The sequence below is a fragment of the Methylobacterium sp. Leaf113 genome (genome assembly GCF_001423325.1).
Taxonomy (GTDB): domain Bacteria; phylum Pseudomonadota; class Alphaproteobacteria; order Rhizobiales; family Beijerinckiaceae; genus Methylobacterium.
Genome location: NZ_LMNJ01000002.1, coordinates 44,320 through 63,952, shown reverse-complemented (window position 1 = coordinate 63,952; position 19,633 = coordinate 44,320). Strand labels below are relative to the sequence as shown.

Below are 19,633 nucleotides of genomic sequence, written 5' to 3'. Positions count from 1 at the left end.
GGGTTCAGATCTCCTCGATCACCGCGACCAGGTCGCCGCCGCGCAGGGTCCGGCCGGGCTGGGCCCGGATCTCCCGCACGGTCCCGGCCACGGGCGCGACCACGGCGATTTCCATCTTCATCGATTCCAGGATCGCCACGGTGTCACCCGCCGCGATCCCGTCGCCCGGGGCTACCAGAAGCTTCCAGACATTGCCCGGCACCGTCGTCGGCACGCCGACGCAGCCGGCCGGGATCGCATCCTCCGTGCCGTCCGAGATCGCCTCCTCGGCCACGAAGCTGTCGAGCCCCTCCGCCTTCCAGCGCTGGCGCTCGGCCTCGTAGGCTGCCTGCTGGCGCGCCTTGGCGGCCGTGATCTCGGGCGCGTTCGCCGCCAGTTCGGCGCGGTGCGCCGCGTAGGAGAACGTCCCGTCCTCGATCGTCACGGGATAGGCCCCGTGCGGGAAGGCGGCGCGCGCCTCGGTCAGTTCGGCCGGCTCGACCGGGAAGAACCGGATGCGATCGAAGGGGCGCAGCAGCCAGGGATGGCCCGGCACGAACTCCCGGGTGGTGCGCCAGGTGTTCCACATCTGGATGGTGCGGCCGAAGAGCTGGTACCCGCCCGGCCCCTCCATGCCGTAGATGCACATGTAGGCGCCGCCGATGCCGACGGCGTTTTCCGGCGTCCAGGTGCGGGCGGGATTGTACTTGGTGGTCACGAGGCGATGGCGCGGGTCGACCGGCGTCGCCACCGGTGCCCCGAGATAGACGTCGCCGAGCCCCATGACGAGGTACTGGGCGTCGAAGATGATGTCCTTTACCGCCTGCTCGTCGGCGAGCCCGTTGATCCGGCGGATGAACTCGATGTTCGAGGGGCACCACGGCGCATTGGGGCGCACCAGCTCCTGGTACTTGCGCATGGCCAGCGCCGCCTGCGGATCGTTCCAGGACAGCGGCAGGTGGACGATCCGGCTCTCGACCGTGACGTCCTCCACCCGCGGCAAGCCGGCCTCGATCTCCCGCAGGGCGCCGAGGAGGCGCTGCCGGGGCAGGGCCGCGCCGTCGTAGTGGATCTGCAGCGAGCGGATGCCGGGGGTCAGATCGATCAGCCCCGCCAGCCGCGCCTCGGCGACCGCCCGGGCCAGCAGGTGGACGCGCATCCGGATGCCGATGTCGAGGGCCATCGGCCCGTACTCGACGAGCAGGTTGTCGTCGCCCTGGCGGCGGTAGACCACCGGGACGGGACCGGATTCGTCCCGGGCCAGGACGGGCGAGCCGCGCCGGATCGCAGGCGTCGGGAGGGCGGCGGTTGGCTCCACCGCCGCGTCGTCCTCCGGCCGTGCCACGGCCTCGAACCGCACCCGGTCGCCGGGACGGAGCTGACCCATCTTCCACAAATCGTCGCGGGCGATCACCGCCGGGCAGACGAAGCCGCCGAGGCTAGGGCCGTCCGGCCCGAGCAGGATCGGCATGTCGCCGGTGAAGTCGATGGCCCCGATGGCGTAGGCGTTGTCGTGCAGGTTGGACGGGTGCAGGCCGGCCTCGCCGCCATCGGCCCGGGCCCAGCGCGGGGTCGGCCCCATCAGGCGGATGCCGGTGCGGGCGGAGTTGAAATGCACCTCGTAGGTCGCCGAAAACAGGTCGGCGATGTCGGCGTCCTGGAAGAAGTCCGGCGCCCCGTGCGGGCCGTAGACCACCCCGAGCGTCCAGTCGTGGGTCAGCGGCGCCGGCGCCGGGGTCTCGGCCGGGACTTCCGGGACTGCCCCGAGATGCAGCACGTCGCCGGCCTTCAGCACGCCGGTGGCGTGACCGCCGAAGGCCCCGAGGGCGAAGGTGGCGCGCGATCCGAGCACGATCGGCGCCGTGAGCCCGCCGCGCAGGGCGAGATAGCTGCGCTGTCCGGGGCCGGCGATCGCCCCGAGGACGAGGGTCTGGCCGGCCCGCACGGGGAAGGCGGCGTCGTGGGGCTGCGCGATGCCGTCGAGGGTCGCCGGCATCCGCGCCCCGCACAAAGCCGCGATCGTGTCGGCGTGGAAGCGCAGGGTCGCGCCGGAGACGGTGAGCTCGAGAGCACAGGTGTCGGGCGGGTTGCCCACCCGGGCATTGGCCGCGCGGAACGAGCGCGCATCCATCGGCCCGCTCGGGGGCACGCCGACGTGCCAGAGGCCGATGCGCCCGGGCAGCTCCTGCAGGCTCGACTGGGCACCGGGCAGCAGCACCTCGACGCTGCGCGGATGAAAGGCGAAGTCGCGCAGCGCGGTGGTGGCGACCCGGCCCTCGGCGAAGAAATCGGAGCCAGCGATGGCGCGCAGGTAGTCGCGGTTGGTCTCGATGCCGGACACCGCCGTTCCGTCGAGGGCCGCGCGGAGGGCCGCGAGCGCGGCCGGACGGTCGGCCCCGGTGACGATGATCTTGGCGAGCATCGGATCGTAGAACGGCGTCACCTCGGTGCCGGTCTCGATCCAACCGTCGATCCGGGGGCCTTCGGGAAAGCGCACCTCGGTGAGCAGGCCGGCGCTCGGGGCGAAGTTGGCGTGCGGGATCTCGGCATAGAGCCGCGCCTCCATGGCGGCGCCCCGCGGCACCAGCGGGCCGGCATCCGCCAGGACGTCCTCGCCGGCGGCCTGGCGGATCATCCACTCGACGAGGTCGATGCCGAACACCGCCTCGGTCACCGGATGCTCGACCTGGAGGCGGGTGTTGACCTCCAGGAAGGCGAAGTCCTCGCGCACCGGATCGTAGATGAACTCCACCGTTCCGGCCGAGGCGTAGGCCACGCTCGCCCCCAGGGCGACGGCCGCCGCGTGCAGGCGGGCGCGCACCGCATCGGGCAGGTTCGGCGCCGGGGTCTCCTCGATCACCTTCTGGTTTCGGCGCTGGAGCGAGCAGTCGCGCTCGCCGAGCGCCACCACGCGGCCGCGGCCGTCGCCGAAGATCTGCACCTCCACGTGCCGGGCCTCGCCGACGAAGCGCTCGAGATAGACCCGGGCGTCGCCGAAGCTGGCCCGCGCCGTCCGCTCGACGGCGGCGTAGTGCTCGGACAACTCCGCGGCGGAAGCGCAGAGGCGCATGCCGATGCCGCCGCCGCCGGCCGTGCTCTTCAGCATCACCGGATAGCCGATGGCCTCGGCCTCGCGCAGAGCCGTCGCGAGGTCGGGCAGCAGGCCGGTGCCGGCCAGGAGCGGCACTCCGCTGGCCCGGGCGAGGTCGCGCGCCGTGTGCTTGAGTCCGAAGGCGGAGAGGTGCTCGGGCTTGGGGCCGATGAAGACGATGCCCTCGTCCGCCAGCCGCTCGGCGAAGGCGACGTTCTCGGACAGGAAGCCGTAGCCCGGATGCACCGCCTGCGCGCCGGTGGCCCGGCAGGCGGCGATCACGGCCTCGACGTCGAGGTAGCTTTCGGCGGCGGGCGCCGGACCGAGACGGACTGCCCGGTCGGCCTCCAGCACGCCGCGGGTGAAGCGGTCGGCATCGGAATAGACCGCCACCGAGGCGATCCCCATGCGGCGGCAGGTTCGCACGATGCGGCGGGCGATCTCGCCCCGGTTGGCGATCAGGAGGGTGTCGAACATCAGGCCGCGTCCCGGATCGTGACCCGGATCGGCGTCGGGTTGAAGCCGTTGCAGGGGTTGTTGATCTGCGGGCAGTTCGAGATCACGCAGATCACGTCCATCTCGGCCGTGACCTCGACATAGTCGCCGGGCGCCGAGACGCCGTCGACGATGGCGAGATCGCCGTTCTGCTCGATCGGCACGTTCATGAAGAAGTTGATGTTCGGCGGGATGTCGCGCTTGGTCAGGCCGTACTTGGCGACCTCCAGAGCGAAGTTCTCGCGGCAGGCATGGAGGTACTGCGTGGCGTGGCCGAAGCGGACGGTGTTGCTCTCGCACGAGCAGGCCCCGGCCGAGGTGTCGTGCCGCCCGCAGGAATCGGCGGTGACCCGGGCCATGATCCGGCCCTCGCTGGACACCAGGGGCGTGCCGACGGTGACGTAGGCGGCGCCCTGCACCCGCACGGTGTCCTGGGAGGAATAGCGCTCGCCCATGTCGTCAGCCCGGTAGAACAGGGTGTCGACCGCCTGGCAGCCCTCGCTGTCGGTGATGCGGATCGTCTGGCCCCGGCGCACGAAACCGGACCAGGGTGCCTGGGCCGGCACGGTGACGTCGAGGATCACGGTGACGTCGAGGATGGTGGGTGCATCGGTCATCGTCGTCTCCCCTCAGAACCCGGCCCGGGCGTTGTTCTCGAAACCGCGCACGGCCTCCGGCGTGGCCGTGCGGCACAGGTCGTCGGCCCCCGGGATGGGCGCCCGGAAGCGCGTGACCTGGACCGGGTTCGGCGCATAGGTCGGAGCCGGATCGAGGGGATGCGGGCAGTTCGACAGGGTGACGGTCAGGTCCATCTCGGCACGCAGGTCGACGAAGTCGCCGGCCCTGCGTCCGGCCTCGTTCCACACGAGGCGGCCTTCCGGCCCGACGCCGACGGGCGCGAAGACGCTGACCAGGGCCGGGATGTCGCGCCGGTCGAGCCCAGCCTTCAGGGCGGCGAGGACGAGGTTGTCGCGGGTGTTGCGGTGGGGGCCGCCGGGATAGCGCGCGGCGTTGGACGCGGCGTTCGACCCCCCGGCCAGCGAATCGTGGGCGCCGCAGGAATCCTCCGTCAGCGCGAGCATCACCCGGCCCATGTCGGAGAACAGAACCCGGCCCTTCTGCAGGGCGGTGGTCCACTGCACCTTGACGGTGTCGGCGTAGTTCAACCGCTCGGACGGGTCGGCCGCGCTCCAGGCCACCAGGGCGACGCTTGCCGGGCCGTGCGCGAGGGCGATGCGCAGGGCTTCGCCGCGCGCCAGATGCGTCGTCCAGTACCAGCCTCCCGGGATGGTCTCCACATGGAAGGCCGCGCCGGGGAGCGGCAGCCCGTGCGGGGAGGGCGGCGGCAGGGCGCGGGGCGCCTGATCCTGCCCGGCGCGCTTCAGCGCTTCGTAGCGCTGCCGGTACGCGGCGATCGTCTGGTCTGTGGTGGTCATGCCCGTTCCTCAAACGTCCGCCGGGTCGTCCCGGCCGATGGTGAGCCCTGTTCGCGGGGCCGGGTCGTCCCGGCCGGGCAGGTGAGGGGGTTTCGGAGGGCGCCTAGAACAGGTGGCTGTAGCGCTCGATCTCCCAGGCGCTGACGGTCAGATGATAATCCTGCCACTCGGCGGTCTTGTAGCGGATGAACTCGTCGCGCAGGGCCTTGCCCAGGGTCCGTTCCACCAGGGGATCGGCCGCGAAGGCCTCCACCGCCTCCATCAGGGTCTGCGGCAGGAAATCGATGCCGCGGGCGGCGCGCTCGGCGTCGGAGAGATCGTAGAGATTGTCCTCGTTCGGCGCGCCGGGATCGATCCGCTCGCGCACGCCCTCCAGCCCGGCGGCGAGCACCAGGGCGGCGGCGAGGTAGGGGTTCACGGCACCGTCCGCGTTGCGGCTCTCGCAGCGCCCGCCGCCGGCCGGCACCCGCACCGAATTGGTGCGGTTGTTCGAGCCGTAGGAGTTGAACACCGGCGCCCAGGAGAAGCCCGCCATCGCGCCCTGGCGCACGAGGCGCTTGTAGCTGTTCACCGTCGGAGCGAAGGCGGCGCAGAGGGCGCGGCCGTGCTTCAGCACGCCGCCGATGAAGTGATAGCCGGTCTCGGTCAGACCGAGGCCGCGCGGATCGGCCGAAGGGTCGCACGCGAAGGCGTTGCGGCCGGTCTCGCGGTCGAACAGCGACATGTTGAAATGGGCGCCGTTGCCGGTGCGGTCGGCGAAGGGCTTCGGCATCATGGTGGCCAGCAGACCCTCCTCCTTGGCGTAGTGCTTCGCCATCATGCGGAAGAAGGTCAGCCGGTCGCACATGGTCAGCGCATCGGCGTAGTTGAAATCGAACTCGAACTGGCCGCAGGCATCCTCGTGGTCGAAGGAATACAGGTCCCAGCCGAGGTCGTTGATCGTGGTGGCGACCTTGTCGAGCCAGGAGAAGTTGTCGGTGAAGCCGCGGACGTCGTAGCAGGGCTTCACCAGCTTATCGTCCGGCACCGGCGTGTGCAGCGAGCCGTCCGCCGCCTGCCGCAGCAGGAAGATCTCGCACTCGATGCCGAGGTTGAAGCCGAAGCCCATCGCCTCCGCCTGGGCCAACACGGATTTCAGCGCGACACGGGTGGAGAGGGGGTAGGGCTTGCCCTGGAAGGTGAGGTCGGCCGGGGTCCAGGCCAGCTTCGGCTCCCAGGGCAGCTGGATCACGTGGGCGAGGTCCGGCACCGAGGCCAGTTCGTCCTCGTTGGGGGCCTGGCCGAGGCCGTCGAGGGCGTAGCCAGTGTAGCGCTCGGAGCCGGCGGCCATCTGGGGCAGGTGGTCGATGGGCACGACCTTGGCCTTCTGGGCCCCGTGGATGTCGACATAGGCGCCGATGACGTATTTCACGCCCTTTTCCCGCAGGTCGTCCTGCAGCGCGCGGATATGGGGGTCGATGTCAGTCGTGTGAGCCACGGGCTCGCTCCTCTGGACCGGATGGGTCGTCGGGTGGGGACAGGGGCGGTGTCTCGGCGAGGCCGCGCCGGACGAGAGCGGCGAGGTCCGCGACCATCCAGCCGAACAGGCGCTCGCCCTCGGCGAGGCTCGCCTGCGACGGACGGCCGGTGACGCCGTTGCGGCTGGTGCGGTTGACCGGGTGGGCGAACACTAGCCCCTCGGTCCGGTCGGGATCGTCGGCGGCCGTGATCCGGTCCGGGCGGACCAGGGCCGGGGCGGTCGCCATCATCAGCGCGGTCTCGGCGGCATTGGCGTGCCAGTCGGCGGCATCGGCAAAATGGGCCGCGCGCACCCGCTCGCTGATCGTCGCCGAGTTGACCAGGGCAACCATCAGGTCGTCATGGACGGCGCGCAGCATCTCCAGGGCACAGCGCAAGGGGGCCGCGTTGGTGACGTGGGCGTTGACCAGGAACAGGCGCCGGACGCCCGAATGATAGGCGGAGGTGCCGATCTGCGTCACCACCTGGGTCATCACCAGGGGATCGAGGGTGATGGTGCCGGGCCAGCGCCGGCTGTGGCCGAGCGAGCAGCCATAGGGCAGGGTCGGCAGCACCGGCACGCGGGTCTGCGCCGAGACCGCGTGGGCGAGGCGCTCGGCCAGCACGAAATCCATGCCGCAGCCGAGATGCGGTCCGTGCTGCTCGGTGGCGCCCACCGGCAGGATCGCGGCCTGCGACGCGGCCGCGAGGTCGCCCGGGATCTCCTCCCAGGTGCGGTCGGCCCAGAGCAGGGCGGAGGCGTCCATCACTCGACCTCGTCGCCGGCCGGCGCCATGCGGGTGACGAGGGCGGTGGCGGCGGGCTCGTCGGCATCGGCCTCCGCCTCGTCCTTCGCCGGGTGGATCAAGGCGTCGAGCCGGGCGCGGGTGGCGCGGAATTCCGGCCCCAGCATCTGGTCCGGGCTGCGCGGGCGCGGCACCGGCACCTCGATGAGTTCGGCCACCTCGCCCGGATGCGCCTTCAGCACCAGGATGCGGTCGGCGAGGTGCACGGCCTCGTCGAGGTCGTGGGTGATGAACACGATGGTGATGTCGATCTTGCGCCAGATCTCGATGAGGTAGGCCTGCATCCGGGCCCGCGACTGGGTGTCGAGGGCCGAGAACGGCTCGTCCATGAGGAGGATGCGCGGCCGGGTGGCGAGGGCGCGGGCGATGGCGACGCGCTGCTTCATCCCGCCCGAGAGCTGGTGCGGGTAGGCGTCCGCGAAGGCCTCGAGGCCGATCAGCGCCAGCCATTGCCGGGCCTCGCGCTCGGCCTCGCGCCGGGGGGTGCCGTTCTCCTCCAGGCCGAAGGCGACGTTGCGCAGGACGCTGAGCCAGGGGAACAGCGTGTAGCCCTGGAACACCATGCCACGATCGGCGCCGGGGCCGGAGACCGGCACGCCGCCGACCCGGACCACGCCGGAACTGGCCGTCTCCAGCCCGGCGAGAATGCGCACGAAGGTGGACTTGCCGCAGCCGGACGGGCCGACCACGCAGAGGAATTCGCGCCGGTGGGTGACGAGATCGATACCCCGCAGGGCCGTGGTCTCGCCGCCGGCGGAGCGGAACACCTTGCCCAGCCCCTCGACGCTCAGGGCCACGTCCCGGCTCTTCAGCTTGGCGAAGCGCGCCCGCACCGGCTCGCATTGGGTGCGGTAGTCGCAGGGCTCCACCGGCAGAGGAATCGTGCTCCCGCGCGTCATGCCTCGCTCCGATCGTAGGGGAACAGCCGGCGCCCGATCCACGCCAGGGCAAGGTCGGTGGCCGATCCGACGAGGCCGATGACGAGGATCGCCGCGTAGACGTTGTCGAAATGCTGGTAGCGGGCCTGCTGCGTGATGAAGAAGGTGATGCCCGACGAGGTGCCGATCAGTTCGGCGACGATGAGGTAGGTCCAGGCCCAGCCCAGCAGGATGCGCTGGTCGCGGTAGAGCTGCGGCAGCATTGCCGGCACGATCACGCGGCGGATCAGGCGGAGGTTGCGCGCCCCGAGGGTCAGGGCGGCCTCGATCAGCAGCGCCTCGATCCGCCGCGTGGTATTGGCGATCACCAGCACCTGCTGGAAGAAGGTCCCGATGACGATGATGGCGATCTTCGGCCCGTCATAGATGCCGAGGATCGCCACCATCAGCGCCCCGAAGGCGGGGGCCGGCATGTAGCGGACGAACTCGATCACCGGTTCGGTGAGGCGGGCGAGCGTCGGCTGCGCTCCGCACAGGATGCCGAGTGGCACGCCGACCACCGACGAGAGCAGGAAGCCCCAGACGATGATCTGGATCGAGTGCCACAGGCTCAGGGGCAGGCGGATCGCGTCGCGCTGGGTCGGCGTCGCGGTGAGGGAGGTCCAGAGCGCCGCCGCGACGGCGTGGGGCGCGGGCAGGTAGACCGGGTTGGCGGGAATGCCGACAGGCGCCGCGCCGTTGGCGGCCCCCGCGCGCGCGACCTCCTCCGCGAAGGCGGCCTTCGGCACCCGCATGCCGGGCTCCATCCAGGCCACGTCGCCGGGCTCGGTCACCTCCACCAGGGGATGCCACAGGAACGGCACGTAGGAGACCGCCGCCCAGGCCAGGACCGGCAGCAGGAAGGAGAGCACCGCCAGCACGGTCCGGCGCCGGGTCGAGAGCGGCCGGGCGACCCCGATCCAGGAGCGGCGCCGGGCGCCGGTCCGCACCGGCGCGGCCATGGCCTGCTCCGGTCGGGCACGGGTCGCCTCCGCTGGCGCGCCGGCCACCGGAATGGGGCGCTGCCTCTCGTCGCTGCGCGGCGCGGCGCTCATTTGCCGTCCGTCAGCGCCGGATCGATGTAGCCCTTCACGTCCTGTGCGGCCTTGTAGACCTCGTACCGGACGTTGAAGGCGTCGGCGTAGCGGCTCGACCCGTAGAGCGAGCCGAAGCCCTCGGCATCGGCCATCACCTTGCGGCCGTCGGCCAGGGTCAGGAGCCGGGTGCCCTTGAGGAAGCGGGTGAAGGTCGCGGGCTCGATGCCGACCTTGCCCGCCATGATGGCGACGGCGTCGGCCTGGGTCTTCGGGTCCTGGATGTAGGCGACCACCTTGTCCCAGACGGCCACGAACTTGATCCAGTCGGCGCGGCGGGCGGCGAGGCTCGCGGGCGTCACCGTGACCACGTCGTAGATCAGGCCGGGCTCGTCGGCGGAGGTGTAGAGCGGCCGGGCCCCGGCGGCGCCCTTCATCGCCTGTCCGGCGATGGGCTGCCAGGCGCCGATGGCCGACACGTCCCCGGAGGCGAGGACCTGGGGCGTCTCGTTGGTCTTGACGTTGACGAAGGTGACGTCGGTCTCCTTCAGGCCGATCTTGTTCAGGCCGTTGATGAGGAGCAGCTGCTCGACGAGGCCGACTTCGAGACCGACCTTCTTGCCCTTCAGCTCGGCCAGCCCCTTCACGCCCGGCTTGCCGACGATCATGTCGTTGCCGTTCGAGTAGTCGGTCAGCATGATCATGACGTTTCGGGCGCCATTGCCGCCCATCACGAGGGCATCGCCGTTGGTGCAGGTCACGGCGTCGAGCTTGCCCGCCGAGAAGGCATCCATGGAGGCGGAGTAGTCGAACCACTCGAACGTGACGTCGAGGCCGGCCTGCTTGAGCCAACCCTTCTCGATGGCGACCTGCCAGGCGACCCAGCCGGGCCAGTCGCTGTAGCCGATGCGCAGGGGCTCGGCGGCGTAGGCGGGTGTGACCGGGCCGGGCAGCACCGCGAGAAGGCCCAGGGCCATGAGGCCGCCGGCGACGTTCCTGCGGGTGGCGGCGAGAACCGAGGACAGGCGCATCTGTGATCTCCAGGGCGCGTAATACGATCAGTGGAAATCGTAATACCGACGGGATTTCACGGATACAAAAGCCGTGCCAGAATGGGCGAGTGGGAGGAAATCAGATGTCCGACAACGCGACCGCGGCGACCGGCCCGGAGGAGGCCGAGGGGACGCGCAAGCGGCCGGTGAGCCGGATCAGCCTGTCGCTGTCCGAGGACCTGCTCTGCGAACTCGACACCATGGTGGGCGAGCGCGGCTTCGCCAGCCGCTCCCAGGCGGTGGCGACGATCCTGCACCGCTCCCTGGTGGAGCACCGGCACGAGGTCGGCGACCGCGTCATGGTGGGCACCATCACGCTCTGCTACGACAACCTCGCCCATGGGCTGCAGCAGCGGCTGGCCGAATTGCAGCGCCGCTTCATCGCCGAGGTGATCTCCTCGCTGCACGTGCACCTGATGCACAACCAGACCCTGGAGGTCGTGCTGGTGCAGGGTCCGGCCGACACGCTCCAGACCATCGCGGACGCGATGATCACCGAGCGCGGCGTCATTTCGGGCCGGCTCGAACTCGTGGCGGCTTTGATCCCGCCGATCCACCCGTTTCCCGGTGCGCCGGCGTGACGGCCCCTTAACTCTGCCAGACCCGGGGCAGGGGCCGTCCGCGATAGGCGATGAGGACGCGCTGGGCGACGCTCCGCAGGGCGTCCGGATCGCGGCCGAGGAGGCGCAGGACGAGGTGGCCGTTCCAGGCGCTGGCCGCTGCCGCGACCCCCTCCGCCCCCGCCGCGTCGAGAAGAGCGCGGGCCTCGTCCAGCCGGCCCTCCGCCGCGGGCGAGACGTCGAGCATCGTCGCCATGGCGCGGGCGCCGTTGCCGATGGCCGCCCGGGCGAGCTGGTCCGACACCGCGCCGTCGAGGCGCAGGGAATCGGCATAGACGAGGCGCCCGGCGCGGCGGATGCGCCAGGTGTCGGAGAGGTGGCCGCGCGTGATCGACTCGTTGCGGGCGGTGCGTCCGAAGGTGACGGCCTCGAAGGCGAGGAGATGCGCATCCGGCGCCAGATCGGCCTCGAAGCGGCGCGCCAGGGCGGACCGGTCGAACAGGATCGTCTCCTGCGGCAGGTGCGCGAGACGGGCGCCGGCCCCGAGCGTGACCCGCGTCTCGAACCGGCTCACCGGGCCGTCGGAGCGGTAGACCTTCTCGGCGGCGGTCGTGGTCAGGGTCAGGTCGGCGCCCGCCTCGGCCTCGATGGTGACCCGAAACGCATCACCGCAGGCGATGCCGCCGGCGGTGTTGAGCAGCACCGCCTCGCACGGCCCCTTCGGCCGGCGCGGCAGGCGCAGACGCAAGGGGCCGCCCTCGCCGATGTCGAGGATGCGGGTGTCGTGCCCGTCCACGCAGGCGACGCGCAGGTGAATCCGCCCCTGCGAGCGTTGCCGCTCCGGCGCGGCGACCGGGCACGCCGGAGGGTCCGGGTTCAGCAAGGCGGAGGCTTCAGGCCGGGCCGGTGGCGACGGGACGCTCGGGGTCCGAGCCCCATTCCGACCAGGAGCCGTCGTAGAGGGCACGGGGGGGACGCCCCAGGGTCTCCAGGGCCAGTCCGACGATGGCGGCGGTGACGCCCGAGCCGCAGGTGGTGACCACGGGCTTGCCTACGTCGACGCCGTTCTCGGCGAAGACCGCGCGCAGAGCCGCCTCGCCCTTCAGGCGCCCCCCGCTCTGGAGCGCGGAATAATGGACGTTGCGGGCGCCCGGCATGTGGCCGGGGCGGACGCCGGGGCGCGGCTCCGCCTCCTCACCGCGGAAGCGCGGGCCGGAGCGGGCATCGACGACCTGGGCATTGCCGGTGTCGAGGGCGCGGGCGATGTCCCCGGCCTCCGCCACGGCGCCGTTGTCGAACCGTGCGGTGAAGTGACGGCGGGTGCGCAGCCGGCCCTCGCCTTCCTCGACCGGATAGCCCGCCGCGACCCAGGCCGGGAATCCGCCGTCCAGGATCTCGACGTCGCGGACGCCGTAGGTCTTCAGCATCCAGCGCACCCGCGGCGCCGAGAACAGGCCCATCCCGTCATAGACCACGAGGTGGGCGCCGTCGCCGATGCCCAGAGCCCGCATGCGCGAGGCGAAGACCTCCGGGCGCGGCAGCATGTGGGGCAGGGGAGAGGTCTCGTCGCTCATCGTGTCGATGTCGAAGCGGATCGCGCCGGGGATGTGCGCGGCGAGATACTCGGCCCGGGCGTCGCGGCCCTGGGCCGGCAGGTACCACGAGCCGTCGAGGATCACGATGTCGGGCGCGCCGAGCCGGGTGTGGAGCCAGTCTGCCGTGACAAAGGGCGTCGTCGCCATGGGGTTCTCTGTTCGATGCGGCGGAGGGCTCCGCCGGGAAACGGCTTCCCGCCGGACTGCGCCTCGGGTCAAGCGGGAGGCACCACCAAATCACATCCGGCGGCGTGTTGCACGCCTTGCGGACCGGGCGGCGATCTGAACCGGCCCATCCCGCGCCGCGTTGACGAGGTACGATCGATCCCATCCGGTTCAGGAGACCTCGCCAATGCGTCACCTCCCACTCGCCCTCGCCACCGCCGCCGCGCTCACCCTCGGGGGCGCCGCCCAGGCTCAGTCGACCGCACCGGGTGCCGGCTCGGGCAGCGTCGGAAATTCTGGCACCGTCGGCAACTCCGGCACAGCCGGCAGCTCGATCGGCAGTCCCGCCGCAGGCGGCATCGGCGGATCGCCCGCGACCACCGGGACGGCGCCCGGCGCCGGGGCCGTCCGCAACCCGAGCGCCGCCCCCATCCCGAGCGCCGGCCGGGGCATCGGGCCGGGTTCGGCGCCCACCACCGGCACCCCGGCGCGCTGAGCCGACGCGCCGGACCGCGTGCGGGCCGGGCCGACAGGCCCGGCCTTTTTCGTCGCAGCCGGGCCGGCGCCGGTGCCAAGGACCGGCGCCTGTGCGTATGGATGGTGGAGACCGAGCCAGCCGGATGGAGCCGTCGTGAACCCGCGCGAGACCTACCACATCGAAGTCCTCGCCTCCGAGGACGAGGCCGGGGCGCGCGGCGAGGACCCGGTGCGCCAGCGCATCTCGGTGCGCACCGGCACCGTCGAGGCGGCCAAGGAACGGGCGCTGACGCTATTCGCCAGGGCCCGTGCCCCGCAGCGCTCCGGCGCTCCGGCCGAGGCGGTGCGGGTCATCGACGGGGCCGGCACGGAGGTGTTCCGCTGGAGCCGGTACGACGAACCGGCCTGACGGGGAGCGATCGGCCATGCCCACCTCCCGCCTTCACGCCCTCGTCCACCCGGGCCTCTTGATGCCCGGCCTCGTCCTGCTGTTCGCCGCCCTGTTCCTGCGCAGCTACACGGTGCCGCCGGCACCCGACCGGCGCGGCGGCACCGCGGTCTCGCTGGCCTGGCCGAACCGGCCGTTCTTCGGAAGCCCCCGGGCGGACTGCCTTAGCTTCCCGGCGGACGAGCCCGTCATCGCCTGCCTGATCGGCTCGGTGGCACGGGCGCGGGCCGATGGCCTCCCCCTGATGCAGTTCGGGTTCTGCGGGACCTGCTACGCCCTCTCGCAGCGAATCGCCGGCCTCGGACGCGACGAGGCCGCTATCCGGGCGCGCCTCGACGCGATCGCCCGCTTCGGCTGGTGAGGCGCGCCGGATCGGATTGACCGCGCCGGCGATCCCGCCCTAAGAGCTCGCACCATGACACCGTCGTTCCGCCCCGCCTGGTATTCGGCGCCGCACCCTTAGCGGCGCGGGGCTTGTCATGTCTCAACCGCTGCATCGTCGGCGGTTGATCTCTTCCTCAGGACCATCGTCGACGGCCCGGCTCCAACCGAGGTTCCGTCCGTGTCGTCCGCATTCCCCGCACACCTCCGTCCTCCCCTCGGCCTGATCGGCTTTGGGGCCTTCGGCCGCCTCATCGCCCACCATCTGGCGCCGCATTTCGCGATCCAGGCCTACGATCCGGCCATATCCCCGGTATCGGTCGACGACGTCGCGCGGGCGACCTTGCGCGAGGCCGCCGGCTGTCCCGTCGTCATCCTGGCGGTTCCGGTCGCGGCGATCGCGGCGGTCGTGGCCGAGATCGGCCCGCACCTGCCTCCGGGCGCTCTCGTGCTCGATGTCGGCTCGGTGAAGGTGGCCACCGCGAACGCGATGCGTGCCGGCCTGCCGGGTCACGTCGCGATCGTCGCCACCCACCCGCTCTTCGGTCCGCAGAGCGCGCAGGGCGGCATCCGCGGGCTGAAAATCGCGCTCTGCCCGGTGCGCGGTGGACAGCCCCGGCGGGTCGCCGCCTTCCTGCGCCGCCGGCTCGGGCTCGACGTCATCGTGACGACGCCCGAGGCACATGACCGCGACGCCGCCGCCGCCCAGGGCCTGACCCACCTGATCGCGAAGGTGATGGTGCAGATGGAGCCGCTGCCGACCCGGATGACCACGCGCAGCTTCGACCTTCTGATGCAGGCGGTGGCGATGGTGCGCCACGACGCGCCCGAAGTCTTCGAGGCGATCGAGCGCGCCAATCCCTATGCGGGCGCGGTCCGCCGCCGCTTCGTCGCCCACGCGGCACGCCTCGCCACCGACCTGTCGGAGGCGCAGGATCAGGAGGGGCAGAATCGGGAAGTCCAGGATGCGGATATCCAGGATCAGACCATCCAGGATCAAAACGTCCAGGATCGCGCGGTGCGCGCCGCCTGACCCCGCTCTCAGCCGCCCGGCAGGAAGCGGCGCAGGCGGTCGCGCCACGCCCTGAGGCATCGATTGGCCTCGGCGCGCCCGCGTTCGAGGCGGACCGCGAGGGCGAACAGCGGATCGCCGCTGCGGCTCTCCACGAGGATGTGAGCGAGGGGCAGCCGCCCGGTCCAGAAGGTCTCGGGCAGCGGATAATGCGGCGGCGCGCAGGAATCCGCCGTGGTGAGCGCCGGGTCGGCGGCGATGGCCTGCGTCAGGCGCTGGAAGGCGAGGGCGCCGGGCGAGTGCTTGGCCGCCGCGGCCGCATAGGAGATCTTGAGGGTCCAGACCTGCTCGCGCGTGACGAAGCTGACCAACGCCGCGAGGGTCCGGCCGTTCTGGCGAAGGCGATCGATGCGGGCACCGCCGCGCGCGCCGAAGCGCAGGACGAGGTCGCGCATCATCCGGGTCTGGGCCGCATCGCCCGCGATGGCGGTGCCGCGCGCGCCCTTCCAGCCCGCGCCCTCGAGCGCGATGTAATCGTCGAGGGCGGCAGGCAGCGCGGCGGGATCGCGGATCGTCTCGAAGGCGATCGGTCCGTCCGTGCTCAGGCGATCCCAGGCCTGGCGCAACTTGCGCTGCTTGCGGGATGAGAGATGCGCGAGATAAGCGGCGCGGGCTGCCGCGTCGCGGCCCGCCAGGTCGAGGAAGGCGCGCTCATGCGGCCAGAACCGGGCATGGCGCAGCCGGCCTGCGGCGAGGCGCCCCCAGAGGAGATCCGCGAAGGGGCCGGCGGTCGGCACGTGCGTCAGCATCAGGCGCGGCCCGAGGAGCCGGCTCAGGCCGAGGAACAGCGCATCGAGGGCGCGACCCGGCTCGGCGCCGTCAAGGAGCGGTGCACCGAAGATGCCGAAATCATGCATCCAGCCCATGACCAGGCTCACCGGCAGACCCCAGCGCCAGCGCCGCATCCGCACGGGCCAGACGGCGACGAGGCGCAGACCCGGCTCTTCGGGCGCACGGTCTCCCACCAGCGCCAGCTGCACGCCCTGCCCGAAGACCGCGGAGGCGGGACGCGCGTAATCGGGATCGTAGAACAGATTGTCGACCAGCGCCCGGTGGCCGAGGTCGCGCCAGGCCGCGATCCAGGGCGCGTCGTCGGTGATCGGGCGCAGGCAGACCACGAGCCCGTCCGGCGTGACCACGCTCGGCGCGGGTCGGCTCACGGGGTGGCCCTGCGGGAACGCTCCCCCCGGAGACGCGTCAGCAGATCGGCGACGCCGAGGATGTTGAACCCCCAGGCCGTCCCGGCCGAGACCAGGGCGAGGCAGCCGAGCCGGAGGCCGAGGGCGAGACCCGGATCGAGGGGGAGCCGCTCGAGCCCGGCGATCACCCCCGCACAGGCGAGCGCCAGCCCGCCGATGACGGCGAGGTCGCGCAGGGGCACCGGCATGCGGAAGCGTTCGCGGGAGCCGAGGATGAAGACGAGGCAGGCGAGGCCCTGGCCAATCGCCATGGCGATGGCCGCTCCCTCCACGCCGAGGCGCGGAATCAGCACCGCCGACAGGCCGCCAATGGCGATCAGCAGGGTCACCGACGCGATCGCGTCGAGGTGGCTCTTCTGGGTGAAATAGATCACCTGCCCGAAATAATACGACCGGAACATCTGCAGGATGCTGGCGGCGACCAGCAGGGGCGCCACCCGCAGGGCGGTGTCGCGGTAATCCGGCCCGAGCAGCAGGGTCACGAGGATGTCGTCGAAGGCCAGGAAGAACACGGCACCGAAGGCGGCGATCACCGTCAGCAGCCGGATGGCATCCTCCAGCACCGGGCGGGCGGTGGCGATGCCGCCGTCGCGGGCATCGCGCTTGGCGATCGAGATCAGCGCCAGGGCGACGCTGTCGCCGAACACGACGAAGCTCTGGCGCAGGAAGTCGGCGAAGGCGCCGTAGGCGCCGAGTTCCGAGACGCCGATGCTGGCGCCGATGACGAGGCGGTCGGCCGTCTGGGCCAGGGCGGCGGCGCCGAACGAGAGCACCAGCGGCCAGCCATAGGCGAGAAGGCGGCGCGCCTCGGCCCAGCTGCCGCCGCCGCGCAGCAGAGCGCGAAGGACGTAGAGCGTGGGCAGGGCCGCCAGCAGGTTGGCGCCGGCGGTGGCGAGCAGGAGGGCGATGGCCCCGCCGCCGAGGAGGAGGGCGGTGCTGCCCAGTGCCAGGACCAGGACCGCGCGCATCACCACCGAAAGGGCGACGGCGCCGACCTCCAGGCGGGTGCGCGCAATCTCGGCGGCGCCCTCGAAGGCCATCATGCCGAACACCGCCGTGAAGATCGCCAGCGCCGACCACGGCTCCAGCAGCCCGAGCCCGGCCGCACCGGCCGCCACCAGGGCCGCGAGGGTGACCATGCCGCCGAGCAGGCGCACCACGGTGCCGACCTGAACGGCGGCCCGGTCCTCGGCATAGAGGGCGAAGAACGAGAATTTCGGCCATTGGCAGGTGGCGCTGTAGAGCACCAGCGCCCAGGACAGCACCAGCAGGTAGAGCCCGAACACGTCGGTGGGCGCGAGCCGGGTGAACACCGCGAGAGCGCCCATGTTCAGGGCTGCGGCGACGCCCCGCGAGCCGACATAGGTGAGGGTGTGGCGCGCGATCATCCGGACCCGTGACCTGCCGGGCGGCCCGGCTCGGGATCAGAGGTAACACCCCACGGGTGCGGCGGCGTCAATTCATTCCGCATCCGGCTACTCCGTATCGGCTTCCTCCATTGGCGCCAGCGCCGCCGCATGCGTGGGCGGAGGACCCGCCCTGCGTGGACCGCCGGCCAAGGTCGGCCACACGGATTGACTTCGCAGGCGCGAAGGCTCATATCGCAGGTGCAGCGTCAGCGGCCGTCATGGTTCCGCTTGAGAGGGCTGCGTGACGGATTGCCGGATCGCATCTGCGGCCCCCGAGCGACCTGAGCCCCTCTCTTCAACGTGCATGCACCCGGACTGCCCCAGCACGCGGGCGGCTCCAGCTCAACGGACCGACCACACTCTTCGACGTTTCCCCTCGCAAGGAGGGCGTCCGGCACGGTCCCGCTGCCTGAAAGTACCTCCTTGACCCAATTCACCGATTTCGGCCTCGCCCAGCCCGTGCTGCGCGCCCTGGAAGAGGCCGGCTACAAGAGCCCGACCCCGATCCAGGCCCAGGCCATCGCCCCCGCCATGCAGGGCCGCGACCTCTGCGGCATCGCCCAGACGGGCACCGGCAAGACGGCGGCCTTCGCGCTGCCGATCCTGCACCGTCTCGCCGAGACCCCGCGCAAGGCGATCCGTCGCGGCTGCCGCGTGCTGGTGCTCTCGCCCACCCGCGAGCTGGCCAACCAGATCGCCGAGAACTTCTCCGATTACGGAAAATACCTGTCGTTCACCAACACCGTGGTGTTCGGCGGCGTCACCATCTCCCGCCAGGAGAAGGCGCTGGCCAACGGCGTCGACATCCTGGTCGCGACCCCCGGCCGCCTGATGGATCTCATCGAGCGCCGCTCGCTGACCCTCGAGGCCGTCGAGATCCTCGTCCTCGACGAGGCCGACCAGATGCTCGACCTCGGCTTCATCCACGCTCTCAAGCGCATCGTGAAGATGCTGCCGAAGGAGCGTCAGAGCCTGTTCTTCTCGGCCACCATGCCGAAGAACATCGCCAGCCTCGCCGACCAGTATCTGCGTGATCCGGTCCAGGTCGCGGTGACCCCGGTCGCCACCACCGCCGAGCGCGTCACCCAGGAGGTCATCTTCGCCCATACCGGCGCGAAGCAGGCCCTGCTCAACCACATTCTGCGCGATCCGGTGATCGAGCGCGTGCTCGTCTTCACCCGCACCAAGCACGGCGCCGACCGCGTCGTCCGCGGCCTGGAGAAGGTCGGGATCAACGCCTCGGCCATTCACGGCAACAAGTCCCAGCCGCAGCGCGAACGGGCGCTCGCCGCCTTCAAGGACGGGTCCTGCCGGGTGCTGGTCGCCACCGACATCGCCGCCCGCGGCATCGACGTCGAAGCGGTGAGCCACGTCATCAACTACGACCTGCCGAACGTGCCGGAGAGCTACGTCCACCGCATCGGCCGCACCGCGCGCGCCGGGGCGAACGGGCTCGCCATCTCGTTCTGCAACGACGAGGAGAAGGCCTACCTGCGGGACATCGAGCGCACCACGCGCCAGAAGATCCCCGTCGGCGCCTTCCCCGAGGGCTTCACCCCGCCGTCCCGCCAGGAAGCGGCCGACAACGCCCAGGCCGAGGAGCGCCGTCCGGCGCCGAACGGCCAGCGTCCCGGCCAGCGCCAGGGCCAGCGTCCGAGCAGCCGCCCGGGTGGCCGTCCCGGCCAGGGTCGTGGCTTCGACGGGCGTGGCGGCGAGGGTCGCGGCGGCGAGAACCGCGGCGGCGGACGCCCGAGCCGTCCCGAGGGTGCCGCCCGTCCCCAGGAGCCGCGCGGCGATCGTCGCCCGGCCAGCGCCGGCGAGGCCCGCACCGAGCCCCGTGGCGAGCGTCCCCGCACCCCGCGTCCGCAGGGCGGCGGCGAAGGCCGCGCCATCGGCTGGCTCGACCGCGGCCCGCGTTCCTGAACCCAGTCTCCTGACATCGTGATGCAGCGCCGCCCCGGTCCGCCGGGGCGGCGCTGTCATGTCCGGGACCCGCGTTGCAGCGAAGACATCGCTCAGC

At 71.7% G+C, this 19,633-nt stretch carries 18 protein-coding genes; 6 read left to right on the top strand and 12 right to left on the bottom strand.

Going from position 1 to position 19,633, the window contains the following annotated elements; translation table 11 throughout:
• Positions 1-4: 4 nt before the first annotated feature.
• The 8 genes from uca to ASF60_RS03085 all read right to left on the bottom strand — a co-directional run bounded on the left by uca (position 5) and on the right by ASF60_RS03085 (position 10,286).
• A complete protein-coding gene (gene uca, locus ASF60_RS03120) occupies positions 5-3,547 on the bottom strand; it encodes an urea carboxylase (RefSeq protein WP_056180252.1) in 3,543 nt (1,180 codons plus the stop codon).
• Positions 3,547-4,182, bottom strand: coding sequence for an urea amidolyase associated protein UAAP2 (locus ASF60_RS03115; RefSeq protein ID WP_056180249.1), 636 nt, complete (start codon positions 4,180-4,182; stop codon positions 3,547-3,549). The genes uca and ASF60_RS03115 overlap by 1 nt, the downstream gene beginning before the upstream one ends.
• A gap of 12 nt (positions 4,183-4,194) precedes the next feature.
• The gene (locus tag ASF60_RS03110; protein WP_056180245.1) at positions 4,195-5,001 is read right to left on the bottom strand and encodes an urea amidolyase associated protein UAAP1; all 807 of its coding nucleotides are present in this window, start codon (positions 4,999-5,001) and stop codon (positions 4,195-4,197) included.
• A gap of 103 nt (positions 5,002-5,104) precedes the next feature.
• Positions 5,105-6,478, bottom strand: coding sequence for a type III glutamate--ammonia ligase (gene glnT, locus ASF60_RS03105; protein ID WP_056180242.1), 1,374 nt, complete (start codon positions 6,476-6,478; stop codon positions 5,105-5,107).
• The gene (locus tag ASF60_RS03100; protein WP_056180239.1) at positions 6,462-7,265 is read right to left on the bottom strand and encodes a creatininase family protein; all 804 of its coding nucleotides are present in this window, start codon (positions 7,263-7,265) and stop codon (positions 6,462-6,464) included. The genes glnT and ASF60_RS03100 overlap by 17 nt, the downstream gene beginning before the upstream one ends.
• Positions 7,265-8,203: an ABC transporter ATP-binding protein gene (locus ASF60_RS03095; RefSeq protein ID WP_056180236.1), complete on the bottom strand. Its 939-nt coding sequence runs from the start codon at positions 8,201-8,203 to the stop codon at positions 7,265-7,267. The genes ASF60_RS03100 and ASF60_RS03095 overlap by 1 nt, the downstream gene beginning before the upstream one ends.
• Positions 8,200-9,183, bottom strand: a complete 984-nt coding sequence (locus ASF60_RS03090) for an ABC transporter permease subunit (RefSeq protein ID WP_156633822.1) — start codon at positions 9,181-9,183, stop codon at positions 8,200-8,202. Before ASF60_RS03090 ends, ASF60_RS03095 begins: the two co-directional genes overlap by 4 nt.
• Before the next feature lie 89 nt (positions 9,184-9,272).
• Positions 9,273-10,286 carry an ABC transporter substrate-binding protein gene (locus tag ASF60_RS03085; RefSeq protein WP_056180233.1) on the bottom strand — a complete coding sequence of 338 codons (1,014 nt, stop codon included), beginning with the start codon at positions 10,284-10,286 and terminating at the stop codon, positions 9,273-9,275.
• Between the two features lie 104 nt (positions 10,287-10,390).
• Here ASF60_RS03085 and nikR point away from each other — a divergent pair, with 104 nt between their 5' ends.
• Complete coding sequence (nikR, locus tag ASF60_RS03080) at positions 10,391-10,888, top strand: nickel-responsive transcriptional regulator NikR (RefSeq protein WP_056180230.1); 498 nt, start codon at positions 10,391-10,393, stop codon at positions 10,886-10,888.
• Positions 10,889-10,895: 7 nt separating this feature from the next.
• Here the strand turns inward: nikR and ASF60_RS03075 are convergent, their stop codons facing one another.
• Complete coding sequence (locus tag ASF60_RS03075) at positions 10,896-11,750, bottom strand: urease accessory protein UreD (RefSeq protein WP_156633800.1); 855 nt, start codon at positions 11,748-11,750, stop codon at positions 10,896-10,898.
• Between the two features lie 10 nt (positions 11,751-11,760).
• Positions 11,761-12,609 carry a 3-mercaptopyruvate sulfurtransferase gene (sseA, locus tag ASF60_RS03070; RefSeq protein ID WP_056180227.1) on the bottom strand — a complete coding sequence of 283 codons (849 nt, stop codon included), beginning with the start codon at positions 12,607-12,609 and terminating at the stop codon, positions 11,761-11,763.
• Positions 12,610-12,814: 205 nt separating this feature from the next.
• On the opposite strand from sseA, the gene ASF60_RS03065 reads away from it, so the two are divergent.
• From ASF60_RS03065 to ASF60_RS03050, 4 genes are all read left to right on the top strand, one after another.
• Positions 12,815-13,123: a hypothetical protein gene (locus tag ASF60_RS03065; RefSeq protein ID WP_056180222.1), complete on the top strand. Its 309-nt coding sequence runs from the start codon at positions 12,815-12,817 to the stop codon at positions 13,121-13,123.
• Between the two features lie 135 nt (positions 13,124-13,258).
• On the top strand, positions 13,259-13,513 hold the full coding sequence (locus tag ASF60_RS03060; RefSeq protein ID WP_056180219.1) for a hypothetical protein: 255 nt from the start codon (positions 13,259-13,261) through the stop codon (positions 13,511-13,513).
• 16 nt (positions 13,514-13,529) lie between these two features.
• The gene (locus ASF60_RS03055) at positions 13,530-13,913 is read left to right on the top strand and encodes a hypothetical protein (protein WP_056180216.1); all 384 of its coding nucleotides are present in this window, start codon (positions 13,530-13,532) and stop codon (positions 13,911-13,913) included.
• A 201-nt stretch (positions 13,914-14,114) separates the two neighbouring features.
• Positions 14,115-14,966, top strand: coding sequence for a prephenate dehydrogenase/arogenate dehydrogenase family protein (locus ASF60_RS03050; RefSeq protein WP_082507714.1), 852 nt, complete (start codon positions 14,115-14,117; stop codon positions 14,964-14,966).
• 8 nt (positions 14,967-14,974) lie between these two features.
• Here the strand turns inward: ASF60_RS03050 and ASF60_RS03045 are convergent, their stop codons facing one another.
• Entirely contained in the window at positions 14,975-16,165 is a 1,191-nt protein-coding gene (locus ASF60_RS03045) for a GNAT family N-acetyltransferase (protein ID WP_156633796.1), read from the bottom strand.
• On the bottom strand, positions 16,162-17,592 hold the full coding sequence (locus ASF60_RS03040) for a lipopolysaccharide biosynthesis protein (RefSeq protein ID WP_056180210.1): 1,431 nt from the start codon (positions 17,590-17,592) through the stop codon (positions 16,162-16,164). The genes ASF60_RS03045 and ASF60_RS03040 overlap by 4 nt, the downstream gene beginning before the upstream one ends.
• Before the next feature lie 444 nt (positions 17,593-18,036).
• On the opposite strand from ASF60_RS03040, the gene ASF60_RS03035 reads away from it, so the two are divergent.
• Positions 18,037-19,536 carry a DEAD/DEAH box helicase gene (locus ASF60_RS03035; protein WP_056180208.1) on the top strand — a complete coding sequence of 500 codons (1,500 nt, stop codon included), beginning with the start codon at positions 18,037-18,039 and terminating at the stop codon, positions 19,534-19,536.
• Positions 19,537-19,633 lie beyond the last annotated feature (97 nt).